This window comes from Paenibacillus sp. OV219 (assembly GCF_900110075.1).
Classification (GTDB): domain Bacteria; phylum Bacillota; class Bacilli; order Paenibacillales; family Paenibacillaceae; genus Paenibacillus_Z.
This window is the reverse complement of sequence record NZ_FOCJ01000014.1, coordinates 68316-85825: the sequence shown is the minus strand read 5'-3', so window position 1 is coordinate 85825 and position 17510 is coordinate 68316. Positions and strand designations below refer to the sequence as shown.

16 protein-coding genes are annotated in these 17510 nt (G+C 54.6%); 15 read left to right on the top strand and 1 reads right to left on the bottom strand.

What is annotated here, in order from left to right; all coding sequences use genetic code 11:
* The first annotated feature begins 49 nt into the window (after nucleotides 1–49).
* The 12 genes from purM to BMY11_RS25800 all read left to right on the top strand — a co-directional run bounded on the left by purM (nucleotide 50) and on the right by BMY11_RS25800 (nucleotide 13806).
* A complete protein-coding gene (purM, locus tag BMY11_RS25860; RefSeq protein WP_090582859.1) occupies nucleotides 50–1093 on the top strand; it encodes a phosphoribosylformylglycinamidine cyclo-ligase in 1044 nt (347 codons plus the stop codon).
* Nucleotides 1093–1722: a phosphoribosylglycinamide formyltransferase gene (purN, locus tag BMY11_RS25855; RefSeq protein ID WP_090582857.1), complete on the top strand. Its 630-nt coding sequence runs from the start codon at nucleotides 1093–1095 to the stop codon at nucleotides 1720–1722. Before purM ends, purN begins: the two co-directional genes overlap by 1 nt.
* 148 nt (nucleotides 1723–1870) lie before the next feature.
* Entirely contained in the window at nucleotides 1871–3052 is a 1182-nt protein-coding gene (locus BMY11_RS25850; RefSeq protein WP_090582995.1) for a phosphoribosylaminoimidazolecarboxamide formyltransferase, read from the top strand.
* 15 nt (nucleotides 3053–3067) lie between these two features.
* On the top strand, nucleotides 3068–3826 hold the full coding sequence (locus BMY11_RS25845) for an IMP cyclohydrolase (RefSeq protein WP_090582855.1): 759 nt from the start codon (nucleotides 3068–3070) through the stop codon (nucleotides 3824–3826).
* 3 nt (nucleotides 3827–3829) lie between these two features.
* Entirely contained in the window at nucleotides 3830–5095 is a 1266-nt protein-coding gene (gene purD, locus BMY11_RS25840) for a phosphoribosylamine--glycine ligase (RefSeq protein ID WP_090582853.1), read from the top strand.
* A gap of 214 nt (nucleotides 5096–5309) precedes the next feature.
* The gene (locus tag BMY11_RS25835; RefSeq protein ID WP_177182836.1) at nucleotides 5310–6401 is read left to right on the top strand and encodes a polysaccharide deacetylase family protein; all 1092 of its coding nucleotides are present in this window, start codon (nucleotides 5310–5312) and stop codon (nucleotides 6399–6401) included.
* Nucleotides 6402–6430: 29 nt separating this feature from the next.
* Nucleotides 6431–7867 (top strand): FG-GAP repeat domain-containing protein, encoded by a 1437-nt coding sequence (locus tag BMY11_RS25830; protein WP_090582849.1) that lies wholly within the window; start codon nucleotides 6431–6433, stop codon nucleotides 7865–7867.
* A gap of 34 nt (nucleotides 7868–7901) precedes the next feature.
* Nucleotides 7902–8966: a response regulator transcription factor gene (locus tag BMY11_RS29815; RefSeq protein WP_371262950.1), complete on the top strand. Its 1065-nt coding sequence runs from the start codon at nucleotides 7902–7904 to the stop codon at nucleotides 8964–8966.
* Nucleotides 8963–10402: a sensor histidine kinase gene (locus BMY11_RS25815; RefSeq protein WP_177182835.1), complete on the top strand. Its 1440-nt coding sequence runs from the start codon at nucleotides 8963–8965 to the stop codon at nucleotides 10400–10402. The genes BMY11_RS29815 and BMY11_RS25815 overlap by 4 nt, the downstream gene beginning before the upstream one ends.
* Nucleotides 10403–10770: 368 nt before the next feature.
* Nucleotides 10771–11886, top strand: a complete 1116-nt coding sequence (locus tag BMY11_RS25810) for a DUF3048 domain-containing protein (protein WP_177182834.1) — start codon at nucleotides 10771–10773, stop codon at nucleotides 11884–11886.
* 285 nt (nucleotides 11887–12171) lie between these two features.
* Nucleotides 12172–12786: a DUF47 domain-containing protein gene (locus BMY11_RS25805; RefSeq protein ID WP_090582846.1), complete on the top strand. Its 615-nt coding sequence runs from the start codon at nucleotides 12172–12174 to the stop codon at nucleotides 12784–12786.
* Nucleotides 12787–12804: 18 nt separating this feature from the next.
* The gene (locus BMY11_RS25800; RefSeq protein ID WP_090582843.1) at nucleotides 12805–13806 is read left to right on the top strand and encodes an inorganic phosphate transporter; all 1002 of its coding nucleotides are present in this window, start codon (nucleotides 12805–12807) and stop codon (nucleotides 13804–13806) included.
* Between the two features lie 163 nt (nucleotides 13807–13969).
* Here BMY11_RS25800 and BMY11_RS25795 read toward each other — a convergent pair whose 3' ends face one another.
* Nucleotides 13970–14608: a hypothetical protein gene (locus BMY11_RS25795; protein ID WP_090582841.1), complete on the bottom strand. Its 639-nt coding sequence runs from the start codon at nucleotides 14606–14608 to the stop codon at nucleotides 13970–13972.
* A gap of 384 nt (nucleotides 14609–14992) precedes the next feature.
* Here BMY11_RS25795 and BMY11_RS25790 point away from each other — a divergent pair, with 384 nt between their 5' ends.
* The 3 genes from BMY11_RS25790 (at nucleotide 14993) to BMY11_RS25775 (ending at nucleotide 17435) form a co-directional block, all read left to right on the top strand.
* Nucleotides 14993–15283 carry a YerC/YecD family TrpR-related protein gene (locus tag BMY11_RS25790; protein ID WP_090582839.1) on the top strand — a complete coding sequence of 97 codons (291 nt, stop codon included), beginning with the start codon at nucleotides 14993–14995 and terminating at the stop codon, nucleotides 15281–15283.
* A gap of 24 nt (nucleotides 15284–15307) precedes the next feature.
* On the top strand, nucleotides 15308–16411 hold the full coding sequence (locus BMY11_RS29530) for a CbiX/SirB N-terminal domain-containing protein (protein WP_256217779.1): 1104 nt from the start codon (nucleotides 15308–15310) through the stop codon (nucleotides 16409–16411).
* Between the two features lie 112 nt (nucleotides 16412–16523).
* On the top strand, nucleotides 16524–17435 hold the full coding sequence (locus BMY11_RS25775; RefSeq protein ID WP_090582989.1) for a diacylglycerol kinase: 912 nt from the start codon (nucleotides 16524–16526) through the stop codon (nucleotides 17433–17435).
* Nucleotides 17436–17510: the final 75 nt, after the last annotated feature.

Below are 17510 nucleotides of genomic sequence, written 5' to 3'. Positions count from 1 at the left end.
GAGGCGAAGCCATGGCTTAGCCCGCAAAACATTTTAAGGAGTGACTATCGTGTCAGAAGCTTATAAACAAGCCGGCGTCGATATTGCGGCGGGTAATGAAGCAGTCGAACGGATGAAGAAGCACGTGAAGAAGACGTTCCGTCCGGAAGTGTTGACGGACCTTGGCGGTTTCGGTGCGTTGTTCGGTCTGAACAAAGACAAGTATGAGGAGCCGGTGCTTGTTTCGGGTACTGACGGTGTAGGCACAAAGCTGAAAATCGCTTTTGCTATGGATAAACACGATACGATTGGTATCGACGCAGTTGCAATGTGCGTGAACGATATCGTCGTTCAAGGCGCAGAGCCGCTCTTCTTCCTTGATTACCTCGCATGTGCAAAGGTAGAGCCGGAGAAGATCGAAGCGATTATCAAAGGAATCTCCGATGGCTGCTTGCAATCCGGCTGCGCACTGATCGGCGGCGAAACGGCAGAGATGCCTGGCATGTACCAAGGCGACGAGTACGACATTGCTGGCTTCACAGTCGGCATCGTAGATAAGAAGAAGATCATCGACGGCAAAAGCATCCAGCCTGGTGACGTGGTACTTGGTCTCGCATCGAGCGGCATTCACAGCAACGGCTTCTCGCTCGTTCGCCGTTTACTGCTTGAGCAAGCTGGCTATAGCCTGAACGACACGCTGTCTGAGCTTGACGGCAAGAAGCTTGGCGATGTCGTTATTGAACCAACTCGCATCTACGTGAAGTCGGTACTGGAGCTTATCAACCGTGTAACGGTGAAAGGTATGGCGCACATTACGGGCGGCGGCTTCATCGAGAACATTCCGCGGGTGCTTCCAGAAGGCGTTAATGTGGACATCGAGATGGGCTCGTGGCCGATTCAACCTATCTTCAAGCTGATGCAGGCAAAAGGCAACATCTCCGATCGTGACATGTTCACGACGTTCAACATGGGTGTCGGCATGGTCGTCGTCGTAGGCGCTGAGCAAGCTGAGGAAGCTCTTCGCACGGCGAAAGAGCTTGGCGAAGATGCATACATCATTGGCAAAGTGACTTCGGGAAGCAAGATCGTCACATTCGGAGGCGCCGAGCTGTAATGACGGACGGAAACTCGCCGCTGCGCATCGCCGTATTTGCTTCCGGTAACGGAGGCAATTTCCAGGCGCTTGCTGAAGCGGTCCGCGAGGAAGCGTTCCCCGCGGAAGTCGCGCTGCTCGTGTGCGACAAGCCGGCAGCTGCGGTCGTGCAGCGCGCGGAGGCGCTGAGCGTCCAGACATATCTTTTCGACCCGAAGTCGTACGCTTCACGGGAAGCTTGCGAAGAAGAGATTGTCGGTCTCCTGCGGCGGGAAGGCATCGATCTGATCGTGCTTGCAGGGTACATGCGAATTATTACCGACGTGCTTGTGAAGCCCTATTATGGGCGCATCATCAATGTGCACCCGGCGCTGCTGCCCGCATTTCCGGGCGTGCGGGGCATTCGCCAAGCGCTGGAATACGGCGTCAAGCTGACTGGGGCGACGGTCCATTTTGTCGACGGCGGTATGGACTCGGGACCGGTCATCATGCAACAGGCGGTTGAAATTCGTGAAGACGATACGGAAGAGACGCTGGCTGAGCGAATCCATGCGGTAGAGCACGAGCTGCTGCCGCTTGCGGTCCGCAGAATTGCCGAAGGACGCGTTGTGCTGGACGGACGCAAAGTTACGGTACGAAGCGGCGAATAGGATGCACACCCGAGCGGCCGGACGCATGCCCGAGCAGCCGGACGCATGCCCGAGCAGTGAGCATAGCTCACGACCAGGGCGGACGGAGTTCGCGACCAGGGTAGCGCCGCGTGAAGATGGGATACGAGAAAGGACGAAGAACGAACTTATGAGCGATATTAAAGAAATTGCCTTGCGATACGGTATGAACCCTCACCAGAAGGAAGCGAAAATCTACTCCGCGGACGGCCAAGCCCTTCCGCTAACTGTCGTTAACGGTGACCCTGGTTTCATTAACTTGCTCGATGCGCTGAACGCATACCAGCTTGTGCGCGAGCTGCGCCAAGCAACAGGACTTCCGGCGGCAGCTTCGTTCAAGCATGTAAGCCCAGCAGGTGTGGCTGTCTACTCGCCGATTTCGCAAGAGCTGGCAAAAGCTTATTTCGTCGACGGCATGGAGCTGTCGGAGCTGGCAACCGCGTATGCGCGTGCTCGCGGCGCAGACCGTATGTCTTCGTTCGGCGACGCTGCTGCGCTTAGCGACATCGTTGACGCTTCGACGGCGCAGCTGCTCAAGCGCGAGGTGTCCGACCTCGTCGTGGCGCCGGGCTATACGCCGGAAGCGCTCGACATTCTGAAACAGAAGAAGGGCGGCAAGTACCTCATTCTTCAGATCGATCCCGATTATGTGGCTGATCCAGTTGAGACGCGCACGCTGTTCGGCATGAAGATGCAGCAAGAACGCAACAGCGCTGTTCCAGACGCTTCGGTGTTCGATAAAGTCGTTACAGCTAACAAAGAAGTGACAGACAACGCGAAGCGCGACATGCTTGTTGCACTCGTTACATTGAAATATACACAATCCAACTCGATCTGCTATACGCTTGATGGCCAGACAATCGGCATCGGCGCAGGTCAGCAATCGCGTATTCACTGCACGCGTCTTGCCGGCGACAAGGCTGACCGTTGGTACCTCCGTCAGCACCCTGCAGCGCTAAACATGAAGTTCCGCGAGGGCACGTCTCGTGCAGAGCAGAACAACGCGATCGACCTGTGGCTCGAAGACGAAGTGACACCGGTTGAACAAGCGGCATGGGAACGCTGCTTCGAAGAAGTGCCAGCGCGTTTGACGCGTGAGCAGAAGCGCGAATGGCTGAGCGGTCTTCAAGGCGTTTCTTATGGCTCCGACGCATTCCTGCCGTTCCGCGACAATCTCGATCGGGCAAGCCGCAGCGGCGTGAAATACGTCATTCAAGCAGGCAGCTCGCTTCGTGACGAAGAAGTTGTGGAAGCTGCAAACGATTACGGTATGGTCATGGTTTACTCGGGCGTACGCCTGTTTCATCACTGATAGGAGGCGACGAGGATGTCCACGAACACAACGACAAAATGGAAAATTCTGGCGGATGCAACCGTTCAGCGTTTGCAAGAGAATAGTTACCCAGGGCGCGGCATCGTTATCGGCTTAACACCGGATGCAACGCGCTACGTGCAAGTGTATTGGATCATGGGACGCAGCGAGAACAGCCGCAACCGTGTATTCATTCCGGAGGAGAACGGCTTCCTGCGTACGGAAGCGCGCGATCCGGCGAAGCTGACAGACCCATCCCTGATCATTTATTATCCGCTTCGCCACGAAGGCGGCGCGCATATTGTAACGAATGGTGACCAGACGGATACAATCTGGGAAGCAATCAAATCTGGCGGTACGTTCGAGGGAGCGCTCGGGGCGCGGACATACGAGCCGGACCCGCCGAATTTCACGCCACGCATCTCGGGTATCGTTGATTTGAACGATGCACAGAACGCATACAAGCTGTCGATTCTGAAATCGAACGAGAACGACGAGTCGCAGACGAAACGCCAATATTTCCACTACGAGCAAGCGATTGCTGGTTACGGACACTTCATCTCCACTTACGTGGGCGACGGAAATCCGCTGCCATCGTTCGCCGGCGAGCCGCAAGTGGCTCCGTTGTTCGACGATGAGCAAGAGACAGCGCGCTTCTATTGGAATCTGCTAGACGCGGACAACAAAATCTCACTTCTAGTTAAGACGATTCGCATTGAGGATGGCGAGACGACGCTGACGGTTGTGAACCGTCCGGCTGAAGGAGGCGCATAAGCGATGCGGATTATGGTTATTGGCGGCGGTGGACGTGAGCATACAATCGTCTGGGCGCTGAACAAGAGTGATAAAGTAAGCAAAATCTTCTGTGCACCTGGCAACGCAGGCATTGCTGAGCTGGCGGAATGTGCGCCGATCCCGGTTAACCGGTTCGACGAGCTTATCCAGTTCGCTTGCGACAACGAGGTTGATCTTGTTGTGGTAGGACCGGATGATCCGCTCGCGGATGGCATCGTGGATGCGTTCGAAGCGCAGAACATTCCGATCTACGGACCACGGAAGAATGCGGCTGAGATTGAAGGCAGCAAAATCTTCATGAAGGATCTGCTCAAGAAGTACAATATCCCGACAGCGAAATACGAGTCGTTCACCGACTACGAGACGGCACTTACTTATTTGCGGCAGCAAGAGATTCCGGTTGTCGTTAAGGCAGACGGCCTCGCGGCAGGTAAAGGCGTAACGGTTGCTTATTCGATGGAAGAAGCAGAAGAAGCGCTGCACGGCATGATGGTCGGCAAAGTGTTCGGCGAGTCCGGTGGACGCGTCGTAATCGAGGAGTGTCTCGTGGGGCAAGAGATGTCGATCCTTGCTTTCGTAGATGGCGAGACTGTTCGTGCAATGGTTCCAGCACAAGACCATAAGCCGGTCTTCGACAATGATAAAGGCCCGAACACAGGCGGAATGGGTACATACTCGCCGCTGCCGCATATCGATCCGGCAATCGTTGAAGAGTCGATTGAGAACATCATCAAGCCGACTGCACGTGCGATGGTCAGTGAAGGTCGGCCGTTCCGCGGCGTGCTCTTCGCAGGTCTGATGATTACAAAAGACGGTCCAAAAACGATCGAGTTCAATGCACGTATGGGCGATCCAGAGACGCAAGTCGTGCTCCCTCGCTTGAACACCGATCTGCTCGATATTATTCTCGCTTCGATGAACGGACGACTCGATCAGCTTCAGATCGAGTGGAGCGACGAGGCAGCGGTATGCGTTATCGCCGCATCGGAAAATTACCCGGCATCGTATCCGAAAGGCCGTGTTATCACTGGTCTCGACGCTGCTCGGGCACAAGGCGCGCTCGTGTTCCACGCGGGCACAGCACTTGCTGACGGCAATATCGTAACGAATGGTGGACGAGTGCTCGGCATCGTCGGCCGTGGCCGCGATATTGCGGAAGCGCGTGCGAAAGCGTACGAAGCGGTGAGCGCGATTCATTTTGACGGTATGCATAGCCGTACCGATATCGCTGCGAAAGCTTTGCGATAATTTTAGTAGACATAGAGAAACCGCAGCCTGAAGAGGGCTGCGGTTTTTTGTTTTGGGCTATTTTTCCCAGCCTCGTGTTACCTCTTTGTAACTACATAGCACCCTCAACTCTATTAAGATAAGGTATAGTAGGTTCATAGAGTTAAGTGAAAGTGTGAGGGGATTAAACATGCGGTTGCCGATTCGATCGGGAAGCAGAAGTAGAATAGCCGCAATGATTGTGGTAACCCTGATGATAGGAGCGCTGACGACCGGCTGCGGTAACGAGGCGCATTCGATAAAGCATGCATCCATTATTGATGTGAATATGCCGTTGAAGCAAGGCGATGCAAAGGCGAAGACGAATACTGAACTGACTCCTGGCCAATCGCAGACAAGCGATGTTGTCACAGCGGATGTTGGGGTGAAGACAGGCGGCGGGATTGCACTCGTGACTGCAACGCCTGCGAAGCCCAGCAGCAATCAGGAGAAACCGGAGGCGACTCCAGCAAAAAGAAAAGCAGAGACAGATGCGGACAAAGATGCAGCGGCGAAGAAGCCAAGCACATCAGTCTCAGGCTCAGCGAGTCAGGCAGGTGCTGCTGCGGGTAGTGTGAAGCATACAGGCACAGCGTCCACGCAGAATAAACCTGTGCAGACAAAGCCGGTACAGCCGATTCTGCTGCAGAAGCCAACAGAACCGGCAGTGAACTATATACAGAAGCAGGGTGCGAAGCTCGTTGCGCTGACGTTTGACGATGGGCCGGATTCGCATTTTACACCAGCGATTCTGTCGATCCTCAAAGCCAGCAAAGTCCATGGCACCTTCTTTACGGTCGGCATTCAAGTGAACCGCTATGGCACGATGATGAAGCGCATTAAAGCGGATGGCAATGAAATAGGCAACCATAGCTATTCACATAAGGACCTAAGCAAGCTTGATCGCAACCAGATTCTTAGCCAAATCAAGCAAGCAGACGGGCTTATTAATAAGCAGACCGGCTATGTGCCCAGGATTGTCCGTGCACCGTACGGTGCGGTCTCGCCGCTGGTGCGGACGATAATGAAAGAAAATCACCGTGATCTGATCGGCTGGTCGGTGGATACGCGGGACTGGGCGGGCAGCTCAGTGGCTATGATGCGGGCTAATGTAAACAAGAATACGCATCCAGGCGGCATTATTCTGATGCATTCATTCGGCAGCAAGCTCGACAACACGGTTCAGCTATTGCCGCTTATTATTAAGGATTTGAAGAACAAGGGCTACACGTTCGTCACCGTAAGTGAACTGCTGGCTGCCAAAGCGAGTCATAAGGCGAAAAAATAGCACTTGCACCGCAAGGAGGGAAGGCGACGATGAAACGAAAGTACAACTCACGGCGAAGCGCGCTCTTCCTTAGCGGGCTGTTGGTGTTAATCGTACTATCCGGCTGCCAGTTTACGGCGACACCGGCTGATCTGCTGCAAGGTCCGCGCTCTTCGCCGGATAGCGCCGCACTTGCTGCGGCCGTCCAGCGCGAGCTTCCCGCAAGGGCAAAGCTGTCGCTCGCCTTGCAGGAGTCGACGAATACAGCGGTGCTGAAGATGGATGCCGACGGCGATGAGCGGCTGGAAGCTTTCGTCACCTATGCCGATGAGGGCGCAAATCAGCATGTGATGGTGCTGCGAAATGTGAATGGGACATGGCGCAAATGGTTTATTTTCGCGGAGACGTCTAGCTATGGAATTGACGTGCTTCGCACAGCCGATCTTGACCGGGACGGCCAGCCGGAGCTGCTCATCGGATGGAATCAATACGGAGAGCCGAAGCATATGCTCACGTTGTATCATGTTGCTGTTCGTGCTGACGAGGTGAACGTGCCGAAGCCGATTGCGGAGCTGCCTTACGACACGATGGGGATTGGCGATGGGCAAGGAGACGGTCGGCCAGAGCTTGCGCTCATTAAGCTGCAGCGGGATAAAATGCAAGCGTCGATCGGGATATATCAATTCGCAGCCAATCAAGTTCAGAAGGTCGGCGCGGCTGAACTAGACGGGTCGGTGAACGATTATTTGCAGGTGAAGCTGGGCAAGGTGTCGGCAGATCGTTACGGCATCGTTGCTGATGCTTCCATCGGTGCGAATTCTTCGACGACGACGATGCTTGCTTGGGAAGCAGGGAAGCTCGTTCAAGTGTATCCGCCGCGTGCAACCGGTAATGATCAGGTGCAAATTAATGCGAGGACGCAGTTGAGCGGCGATCGCAATGGCGACGGCATCCTCGATCTGACCATGCTTCGTGAAGCGCCTGGACAATCCGAAGGCGTTGCCTATAGTGATCTACTCTGGATTGAACAGTATAGACAATGGGACGGCCTTAGCTATTTCTCCGTTGTCGGCCAGCAGTATGTCGATCCAGGCCAGACGTACGCAATCACGATTCCGCGTTCATGGAGCAACTATACGTTTAGCCGGTTGAAGGATGGCAGCGACGGTGATGCTGCACTGGATGCTTATGATCCTATCAAAGGGCTGCATAAGGAAGTGCTGGCGCTACGCGTCATTCCGATTGCGGATTGGAGCAAAGAAGAGCATAAGCTAAGCGAGGATGGCAGCAGATATCTGGAGCTGGATACTCGGGATGGACTTGTTTATGTCGCGATCTGGAATGAAAAACCTGCGCCAGATACGGACAATTCGGACTCGGATTCCAATTCAGATGGGGATGAACAGAAGACGCGCAAATTGACCGGCGTGTTCCCGCCTGATGAAGCGGAGATGAAACAGCTGTTTAGGCTGCTGCCAGAAGCATAAGGTTCGAGGAAGAGAGAAGGGGGGAGAAGAAGCCTTGCGTATTCTATTCGTTGAGGATGAAGAGGCAATCCGCGGATTCGTCCGCATTAATTTGCGCCGGGGCGGCATGGAAGTGACGGAGGCGGAAGACGGAGAGAGCGCGCTTGTGCTCGCGCGAACGGCTTCTCCGCCTTTTGACGTCGCTCTGCTTGACGTGATGCTGCCGAAGATGAGCGGGTTTGAAGTATGCGAGCAGCTGCGTCAGCAGTTTCCGCGCATGGGCATTATTATGCTGACCGCCAAATCGCAGGAGGAAGATAAAATTCGCGGCCTCGAGCTTGGGGCTGACGATTACGTGCAGAAGCCATTCAGCCCCGGCGAATTGGTTGCGCGGCTTCATGCGCTGAGGCGGCGTATGCTGCCGCTTGAAGACGCTGGCGCAGGCGCAGCTGGCCAGGGGCCAAGCGCTGCGGCGAGCGGGAGCGGCGGTGCCGCAGCGGGAGTCAATGCCGACGGCAGTGCGGCAGCAGGGGCGGGCACCGCGTCAAGCGAGAGCGGAAGCGGTGCGGCAGCAGGAACAAGAGCCGCGGGAGCCAGTGCCGGCGCGAGTGCGCCAGGCAGCACGGCGAGCGAGAGCGGCGGTACCGACGCGGGAGCCAGTGCTGGCGTTAGCGCGGCAGCAGGGGCGGGCACCGCAGCGGGCGATTCGCCGCCGCCGCTTGGCGCGTTCCCGGCGCCGTCAGCAGCCGCGCCTAGCAGTGCGAGCGCTGCGCTTAGCGAGCAGCCGGCGGCACAAGCACGCCGGTCTTCGGAGCTTCGCTCCGGGTCATTCCGCCTCTCATCGGCGGAGCGCAAGCTGTGGAAGGAAGGCGTCGAGATCGTGCTCACGCCGACGGAATGGACGCTTGTGAAGCTGCTTATGGAGCGGGAAGGCGAAGGTTTGAGCCGCGATGATATCTTGAACTCGGTATGGGGCCGCCATTATGTCGGCGATTTGAAGATCGTTGACGTCAATATCCGCCGCATCCGGCAGAAGATCGAGATCAACCCTTCCGAGCCGCACCATATTGAGACGCTGTGGGGCTTCGGCTACCGATGGAAGAGGGGCGAGGAGCAATGAGCCGCAGCCTTCGAACCCGTATCGTTCGAAGCTACGGCATCTTGATCGTTCTCGTTGTCGTTATGCTTGGCACGATGTTCGGCACGCTTGTATGGAACTATTATTACAGCAGCGCCGTCGGTTCCGTCCTTCAGCGGGCGGAGACCGAGGCGGCGATACATACTCGCACGATTGCGTATGAGCCGATGAAGGCGAAAGCCAAATATATGCTGCAAAATATGTCCGAAGGAACGACGCATCTGCAGCTGCTTACAAGCTCGGGCTCACTGGTTGTGGACAGCAACGGGCTCGGCAGCAGCGCAGGTGAAAGCGAAGTGGAGCAGACGCCTGATGTCGATCAGGCGATGAAGGGCAAGAAAGGGATATGGCGCGGTGCCGACCCGGTAACCGGCGAGCGAATCGCAGCCGTGACTTTGCCCGTAATGCAAGGACCGCGAGTCGTCGCGATGTTCCGTTATACGGCGTCACTTGAAGAGGTCGATATGACCGTCCGCAACATCCTATGGATAACGGTGCTTGTTGGCTCATTCGTCGTCCTGCTCTTTTTTACGATGAGTGTACTCATGGCGAACCGGATAGCAAGGCCGATCCGAAACCTGACTCGCGTTGCAGAGAAGATGGCTGAGGGGGATTGGACCCGCCGCGCCGTACATCTCCATGACCGTGATGAGATCGGGCGGCTCGCTGAGACGCTGAATACGATGGCATCCGAGCTGACCCGGCGGGAGAAGCTGAAGGAGGACTTCATCTCCTCCATCTCGCATGAGCTGCGGACGCCGCTTACTTCCATTAGAGGCTGGAGCGAGACGCTCGCTTCCGGCGATCCTGGCGACGTTGAGGAGCTGAATCAGGGGCTTGCGATTATCGGGCGAGAGACAGAGAGGCTGTCCGGCCTTGTCGAGGATTTGCTCGACTTCTCCAAGCTGTATGCCAAGAGCATCGTGCTTCATCCTGAGGCACTCGACATTCGCCGAACAATTGGAGAGACGCTGCGGCAGTTCGTTGCCCGCGGACATCGCGAGTCCATTCGAATTATTGGCAAATACAGCGATGAGCCGCTTGTAGCGAAGGTGGATGCGAACCGGCTGAAGCAGGTGTTCATCAACGTGCTTGATAATGCGCTGAAATTCACTCCTAGCGGTGGAACGGTGACGGTGACAGGCGAAAGTAAGTCAGGTGAAGCCCAGATCACGATTCAAGATACAGGTCCAGGCATTGCGCCTGAGGATCTACCACATGTGACGGAGAAGTTCTACAAAGGGACAAGCCAGCGGTCAGGAAGCGGCCTCGGCCTTGCGATATGCAAAGAGATTGTCGAGCTGCATGGCGGACGGTTTCAAGTGAGCAGCGCAGAGTCCGAAGGAACGACAGTGCTGATCTCGATCCCGCTGCTGCCTGAGGAAGAGCGGCAGGAGCCAGCTTCTGGCCATAGTTGAACATACCTAATAACCCGATCCGCAAAGTGCTGTCTGTCGCACTGCGCTAATCGGGTTATCTTTTTGCCAAGCAACCGCTATTCCTTATAGAACAGTGACTTATGATTCTTGGTGACGTAGAAGACCGCTAACGCCAAGAGCACAACAATGGTGCTGGAAAACCAGTGGTTCGAAATCCAATGTAGAAAGGTTGGCATCGTACGAATAGCCTCCTGACCGCTTATGCGGGAGCTTTCATTATGGCTATTATGCTATAAATGAGGTCTTTCAATTCCATCCAAGGATGGAAGACAACGCTACCGCTTCTATGGTGTAATGAAGTATAATCCTCGTACAACGACAAAATTCTCCAGAAAGCGGGTAAGCAGATGATAAAAGCGAATCAGAATCGAAGAAAGCGTACGATTGGCTATGGCGCCACTTTGCTGCTGCTTGCAGCGTTCATGCTCACCGGCTGCAGCGATGATAAGAAATTGAACGCAAATTCCTCGGAGGCTGTAACAGCTCCAGCGACAAATACGAACGCAGATCAACCAGTTGATACAGCTCCGATTGATCCACCTGCCGTCGACCCGCCTCAATATATCGCACCGCTAACAGGACTGGCTGAAGACAGTGAAGCGAAGAACCGTCCAATCGCGGTTATGGTGAATAACTTTGCCAGTGCCCGTCCTCAATCAGGGCTGCCGAACGCAGATGTGGTATGGGAAGTGCTCGCAGAGGGTGGCATAACGCGGCTCGTAGCCGTCTACCAGAGCTACATGGGGAGCGATCCCATTGGCCCGATTCGCAGCAATCGTCCATATCTTATTCGCATCGGTGACGGGTATCACGCTATTCTCGCTCATGCTGGAGCAAGCCAGCAGGGCTATGATATTTTGCAGCATCATGGGAAGGCTTATCTCGACGAGATTTCGAACGCAGGCGCTTATTTCTACCGCGAATCGTTCCGGAAGGCGCCGCACAATCTCTACTCGAACTTGGAGAAGCTTCGTGCAGGGGCTGCAAAGAAGAAATATGACGAGACGGTGGACATCCCTACGTTCCAGTGGTCGGAGGCGGGGGCAACAGCGGGCGGTGATTCGGCTTCGAAGGTCATCATTCATTTTCTGCTGAAGGACTACAAGCTCTCCTATCTGTACAATTCGAGCACGAAGCTATATGACCGTTTCATCAACGATAAGCCGCACACGGACCTCACGACGAACAAGCAGCTGACCGCTACGAATCTTGTTGTCATGGGCGCGAAGCATAAGACGTATGATGATTATGGCAGGCTCGAGATTGACCTTGAATCAGGAGGACCTGCGATGCTGTTCCAGCTAGGCAAGAAGATCGACTGTACGTGGGAGCGCGGCAGCGACGGTGCGATACACATTATGAAGGACGGTCAGGAGCTACCATTCGTGGCGGGGCATACGTTCTATCACATTGTACCGATGACGCCGACGTTTGAAGGCCATGTCCAGATCGTGGCTGAATAGAAGAATGCGATAAAGGAGGGAAGCTGTGAACCTAATGGTTTTCGGCTTCTTTTTTTTACTGCGAAGGCGGTTAAAATCGGGTGTGCCGGAAGACACTAGGAGGGCGTGAAGGCTATCCGCTCAAAATAAATTTGCGGTTGTTGAAATAAAGTCATAAAACCTTTACAATCCCTTAACAATTAGAAGGTAAACTATGTTAAGATATTGTCGGTTTCCTGTGGATTTTGACGAAAAATTTCAGGGGCGATGGTGTAAATCAAGCACGCTATAACGAAGGGGATAATTATGTTTAAGAAAAAAGACGACGTTTTCTTTACAACGCTTGAATCGATGGCGGACACGATCCTAGAAGCTGTGCATTACTTCGAGCAGAACGTTTCGAAGATCAAAGATGCGACGCAGTTCGCGAAGTCGATGAAAGAGTATGAAAGTAAGTGCGATCGCTATGTACATAAAATACTAACAGAACTGAATAAAACGTTTATCACACCGATTGAACGTGAAGATATCCTCAAGCTGACGACGTCGCTGGACGATGTGCTTGACGGCATCGAAGCATGCGCATCCCGTTTCGAGATGTACAACATTACGGAGCCGGACGAGTATGTCACGCTGTTTGCGGACAACATCCTGCGCTGCGCACAGCAAATCAAGAAGGCGATCTATCTCTTGTCGGAGAAGAAGCTGCTTGCGATGCGTGAGCCTGCCATTCACATTAACGAGCTAGAGAACCAAGCCGATGATCTGCTTCGCGTCAGCGTAAAAAGCTTGTTCACGAACGTGAAAGACCCGATCGAGCTGATCAAGCGCAAAGAGATCTATGAGCGTCTTGAGCAAACGACTGACTACTGTGAGGATGTCGCCAACACACTCGAAACCATTATTATGCGCAACAGCTAAGGAGCGGGGACGAGTAGCATGGACACCATTTACATTTGGGTTGGTATTGTAATTTTTCTAGCACTCGCATTCGACTTTATCAATGGCTTCCATGATACGGCCAATGCGATTGCGACTTCCGTGTCGACACGGGCACTGTCGCCGCGCATGGCGATTATTCTAGCCTCGCTGATGAACTTCGTCGGCGCGGTTATGTTTACAGGCGTCGCCAAAACAATCGGAGGAAAAGTTGCGAATCCGGCAACGCTTGACCATGGCGTACAGGTTGTCGTCGCGACGCTGATCGGCGCCATTGCGTGGAACTTGCTCACGTGGTGGCTTGGTATTCCGTCATCGTCTTCCCATGCGCTCATCGGCGCGTTGACGGGTGCGGTAATCAGCTCCTCTGGTTTTGATGCTATTAATTCAAAAGGCTTTGTTGATATCTTGAAAGCACTTATTTTCTCGCCGCTCATTGCATTCGCCGGTGGTTTCATCGTGATGTGGATCTTGAAGCAAATATTCGCCAGATCGAATCCGCATCTTATCAATAGAGGCTTCCGTTCCGGGCAGATATTGACGGCTGCGTTCCAGTCATTTACGCATGGTACGAACGATGCTCAGAAAGCAATGGGTATAATTACGTTCGCGCTCGTCGCAGCAGGCATCCAAGATACGACGGATCATATCCCGTTGTGGGTTAAGATCTCTGCGGCAGTGGCGATGGCGCTTGGTACGTCAATCGGCGGATGGAAGATCATTAAGACGATGGGTACGAAAATTTTCAAAATCGAGCCGATCAACGGTTTCGCGGCGGATATCGTATCTGCGAGCATTATCTTCTCAGCTACGAGTATTCACCTGCCCGTTAGTACGACGCATGTCATCACGTCTTCCATTCTCGGCGTAGGCAGTGCGAAGCGCTTCTCCGCTGTGAAGTGGGATCTCGCTGGACGAATCATTTTATCGTGGATCATTACGATTCCGATTGCGGCGATTCTGTCGGCGCTGATCTATCAAGTCATTGCGTTGTTTATCTAAAAGGTTGAAAAAAGGCCGGAATCCTCTGGAAGCGCTTGATGCGCTTAGTCGAGGATTCCGGCTTTGTTGTTTGTATAGAGCGTGAAGAGCTAGGGATTAAAGGATAAGGGAGTTGAGGGCGTTAAGGGCGCTAAGGGCGCTAAGGCGCTAAGAGCATTAAGAGCTAACGGCTTGGCGGGCGGCGTTTCCGGCGCGGACGTGAACCACCTGGTGTTACGGTGCTCATGCCTTTGCCTTTCACGGACTTGTGTCCTTTTTTCTTGCGTCGGCGTTTTACTGGTGCATCATCGTCATCGTCCTCTGCAATCTTGGCGCCTTTCTTGCCAGGTGTAAAGGAAGTGGCGAGCACTTTGATGAGCGGCGCCATCTGCGTAATGCTGCCGACGACCTTCTGCACTTTGCCCATCGTCGTCACGATGCCGTCTATGCCGCCCATACGGTCGACGACACTCTTCAGATCGTTCAGGCTGTTCGTGAGATTGAAGCCGGTCTTCTCGGTTTTAGTATCTTCCGCAGCGGCTGGGAGGATGGATGTATTGGATTCGGGAAGCGGGATAATCTGCATATTCGATGCCGGTTGAATTGAAAACGTAGGGACACCGCCGGAGAATTCATTCGACACTTCAGTTGTGTTGAATGGAACGGGAGAGGTGAGCCCGACGCTCTTATTATTTTTGCCGATGAAAGGGTCGGAGATGCCCGGGAATTGGCTCTGCCCCTGATTTTGCAGGCCTTGACCTGGCCCTGGACCGCCGTGGGGCTGCGGCGTGTTGCGGCCTGACGGATCGTAGCGGTAGTTCACGGGAGATCACACCTTTGTGCCTTATTTGTATACGTTAGTCTATGGAGTAGGCGAACATGCGGATTGGACGATAGCCCGCATGCGCGGAATAAATTTCCGCGCTTGCCTTGAGGGGATAGGAGCAGTGGACGACAGGGTGGGAACCTGAAACGAAAGCCCGGAAGCCCGAAAGCCCGAAACCCCGAAACCCCGAAACCCCGAAACCCCGAAACCCCGAAACCCCGAAACCCGAAACCCGAAACCCGAAACCCGAAACCCGTAACCCCGGAAACTCGCTCGTCGCGGCTTTGAGTCCTTCTATTCTGTAAAGCGGTGACGCTTGAAAATTCTACTAGAAAGGACTACAATGAGCATATTATTAGTTCTGGTAGGGGTGAGCGGACGATGCAATTAAAGAAGCTGAATGATAAATCAGTCGACCAGTTGTTCGAGGCGGTTTTAACGCTGAAGACGGTTGAAGAGTGTTATATTTTCTTTGACGATCTTTGTACGGTGAATGAGATTCAATCGCTGTCCCAGCGGCTTGAAGTAGCGCGTATGCTAGGCAAAGGTGCGACATATAATCAAATTGAAGCGGAGACAGGCGCAAGCACGGCGACGATCTCGCGTGTGAAGCGTTGCCTCAATTACGGCAATGACGGTTACAAAATGGCGCTGGAGCGTTCAGGGCGCTAGGTGCCTGTACGGGATGATGATCGAATGAAGTTAGGTATAAACCCAGGAACAAAACCAGGAGTATTAGTGGTAAGCCACGGATCGCGTGAAGCGGATTGGGTGAGGCTCGTGGATGATGCGGTGTCAGCCTGCGCTGACCTTATGGGCAGCGAGGTGCCGGTTGTATCTGCATTTCTTGAGCTCGTCGAAGGACGACTCATCCAAGACGGTGTGCATGTATTGGAAGCGGAAGGTGTGACGGATCTCTACGTCCTTCCGCTTTTTGTGTCGTCCGGGAGCACGCATGTGGACGACATTGCGCAGGCTTTTGGAATGGAGCCAGTATCGGCGGCGCGGGTTGGTGAGCTTGAGCGGTTTGTAGTGCAGCGCGGCGTGCGAGTGCGGTTCGGCGTGCCGATCGACGACGATGGCGATATTGCGGAACTGTTGTTGCGCAATATTGCGGGGTTGTCGGGGGGGCGCGATGGCACGCTAAGCGCGGGAGCGGAGCGAGCTTTGGCGGCGGAATGCGAGCTGAAAGAGGAAGTTGGAGCGCGAGAAGAGCGACCTTTGGCGAAAGCGAAGAACGAGCCGAGCGAAGGAACGGAGCAACTGTCGGCGATGGCGAAGCACGAGACGCTCGCGGGTGAATCTGGCGAGCCTAGTGAAAGCGCGGGAGCGCTGGCGGAGCTGACCGCAGCGGAGCGGGAGAGCGAGCTGAACGCGCTGGCGGTTGGCGAGCCGAGCGATGGAGCGAGAGCGGAGCAGCTGCCTGCGGCGCGGCGGCGGGAGCGACTTCTGCTTGTCGCGCACGGATCGCGCGAGGCGGTGTTTCATGGCCGCTGGCGCGATGGCATGGCGGCGCTGGCGGAGCGGGTGCGCGAGCTCGGCGGGTTCGCGGGCGCGCATAGCGCGATGCTGCTGCCGAATCAAGCGGCGTGCAAGCTCGGGGCTTTGCAGCGGCGGTATCCGGATGATACGTTCATCGTGGTGCCGCTTTTTCTTAGTGAGGGTTATTTTACACGTACGGTCATTCCGACTCGTCTTGCCGGTCTGAACTATCGGTATAACGGGCGGGCACTGCTGCCGTCACCGCAGATTGCGCGTTGGATGGAGCGGCAGATTCGGAAGTGGCTTTCTACGATGTAATGGTGGGGTACTGTTGGGAAGGCAGTTTGGGAACTAAGCCCTCTATCGTGTATAGTAGAAGGTAGTGCTAAGTGCGGATTGGTTGTTGGAGCTTGGGAGGTGTGCGGCAGTGATAATTAAGCGGGCAAGGCTGATTTATAACCCAACGTCGGGACGCGAGGAGATTAAGAAGCGGCTCCCCGATATTCTTCAGCGGCTGGAGCGCGGCGGCATTGAGACGAGTTGCCATGCGACATCCGGTGAGGGTGACGCGACGATCGCGGCTTCCGAGGCGGCGGACCGCGGCTTCGATATGATCATTGCAGCGGGCGGTGACGGTACGCTGTATGAGGTCATTAACGGTCTGGCGGAGAAGGACGTGCGGCCTCCTATCGGGATATTGCCTCTTGGGACGACGAATGATTTTGCAAGAGCGCTTGGCATTCCGAAGCATTGGGAGTACGCATGCGATCTCATTATTCAGCAGTACTCGCGGCCGATCGATCTTGGTCGGGCGAATCAGCGGTATTTTATCAATATTGCCGGTGGTGGTTCGCTCACGGAGCTGACCTATGAGGTGCCGAGCAAGTTGAAGACGATGATCGGCCAGTTGGCCTATTATATGAAGGGTCTGGAGAAAATGACCCGCCTCCGTCCGACGGAGCTTCGCATTCGGGCGAAGGAAATTGGCGAGATTCATGAGGAGATTATGTTGTTCCTCATCTGTAACAGTAACTCGGTCGGCGGCTTCGAAAAGCTAGCCCCAGAGGCGAGTCTCGACGACGGCTTGTTCGATGTCGTTGTACTGAAGCGGTGCAACCTCGGCGAGTTTATCCGTTTGGCGTCGCTGGCGCTGCGCGGGGAGCACTTGAACGATCCGCATGTCGTACATTTCCGCACGAGCGAGCTTGTGGTGACGACACCGGATTATGTGCAGCTGAACCTGGACGGAGAGTATGGCGGTACGCTGCCATGCACGTTCACGGCGCTGCCATCGCATTTAAACATTTTTGTCGATGAAGCTGGCAATTCTACTTATAAATAAGGGTAAGAGCATAGAAGTAAAGGTGCGGCAAAAGCAAGATCAATTGCTATACACCTGAGGAAAACGGAGCGGGTA

Bases quoted from the DNA above. Each gene is read 5' to 3' on its own strand.
- purN (WP_090582857.1), top strand. From the start codon at position 1,093: ATGACGGACGGAAACTCGCCGCTGCGCATCGCCGTATTTGCTTCCGGT.
- BMY11_RS25850 (WP_090582995.1), top strand. From the start codon at position 1,871: ATGAGCGATATTAAAGAAATTGCCTTGCGATACGGTATGAACCCTCAC.
- BMY11_RS25845 (WP_090582855.1), top strand. From the start codon at position 3,068: ATGTCCACGAACACAACGACAAAATGGAAAATTCTGGCGGATGCAACC.
- purD (WP_090582853.1), top strand. From the start codon at position 3,830: ATGCGGATTATGGTTATTGGCGGCGGTGGACGTGAGCATACAATCGTC.
- BMY11_RS25835 (WP_177182836.1), top strand. From the start codon at position 5,310: ATGATTGTGGTAACCCTGATGATAGGAGCGCTGACGACCGGCTGCGGT.
- BMY11_RS25830 (WP_090582849.1), top strand. From the start codon at position 6,431: ATGAAACGAAAGTACAACTCACGGCGAAGCGCGCTCTTCCTTAGCGGG.
- BMY11_RS25815 (WP_177182835.1), top strand. From the start codon at position 8,963: ATGAGCCGCAGCCTTCGAACCCGTATCGTTCGAAGCTACGGCATCTTG.
- BMY11_RS25810 (WP_177182834.1), top strand. From the start codon at position 10,771: ATGATAAAAGCGAATCAGAATCGAAGAAAGCGTACGATTGGCTATGGC.
- BMY11_RS25805 (WP_090582846.1), top strand. From the start codon at position 12,172: ATGTTTAAGAAAAAAGACGACGTTTTCTTTACAACGCTTGAATCGATG.
- BMY11_RS25800 (WP_090582843.1), top strand. From the start codon at position 12,805: ATGGACACCATTTACATTTGGGTTGGTATTGTAATTTTTCTAGCACTC.
- BMY11_RS25790 (WP_090582839.1), top strand. From the start codon at position 14,993: ATGCAATTAAAGAAGCTGAATGATAAATCAGTCGACCAGTTGTTCGAG.
- BMY11_RS29530 (WP_256217779.1), top strand. From the start codon at position 15,308: ATGAAGTTAGGTATAAACCCAGGAACAAAACCAGGAGTATTAGTGGTA.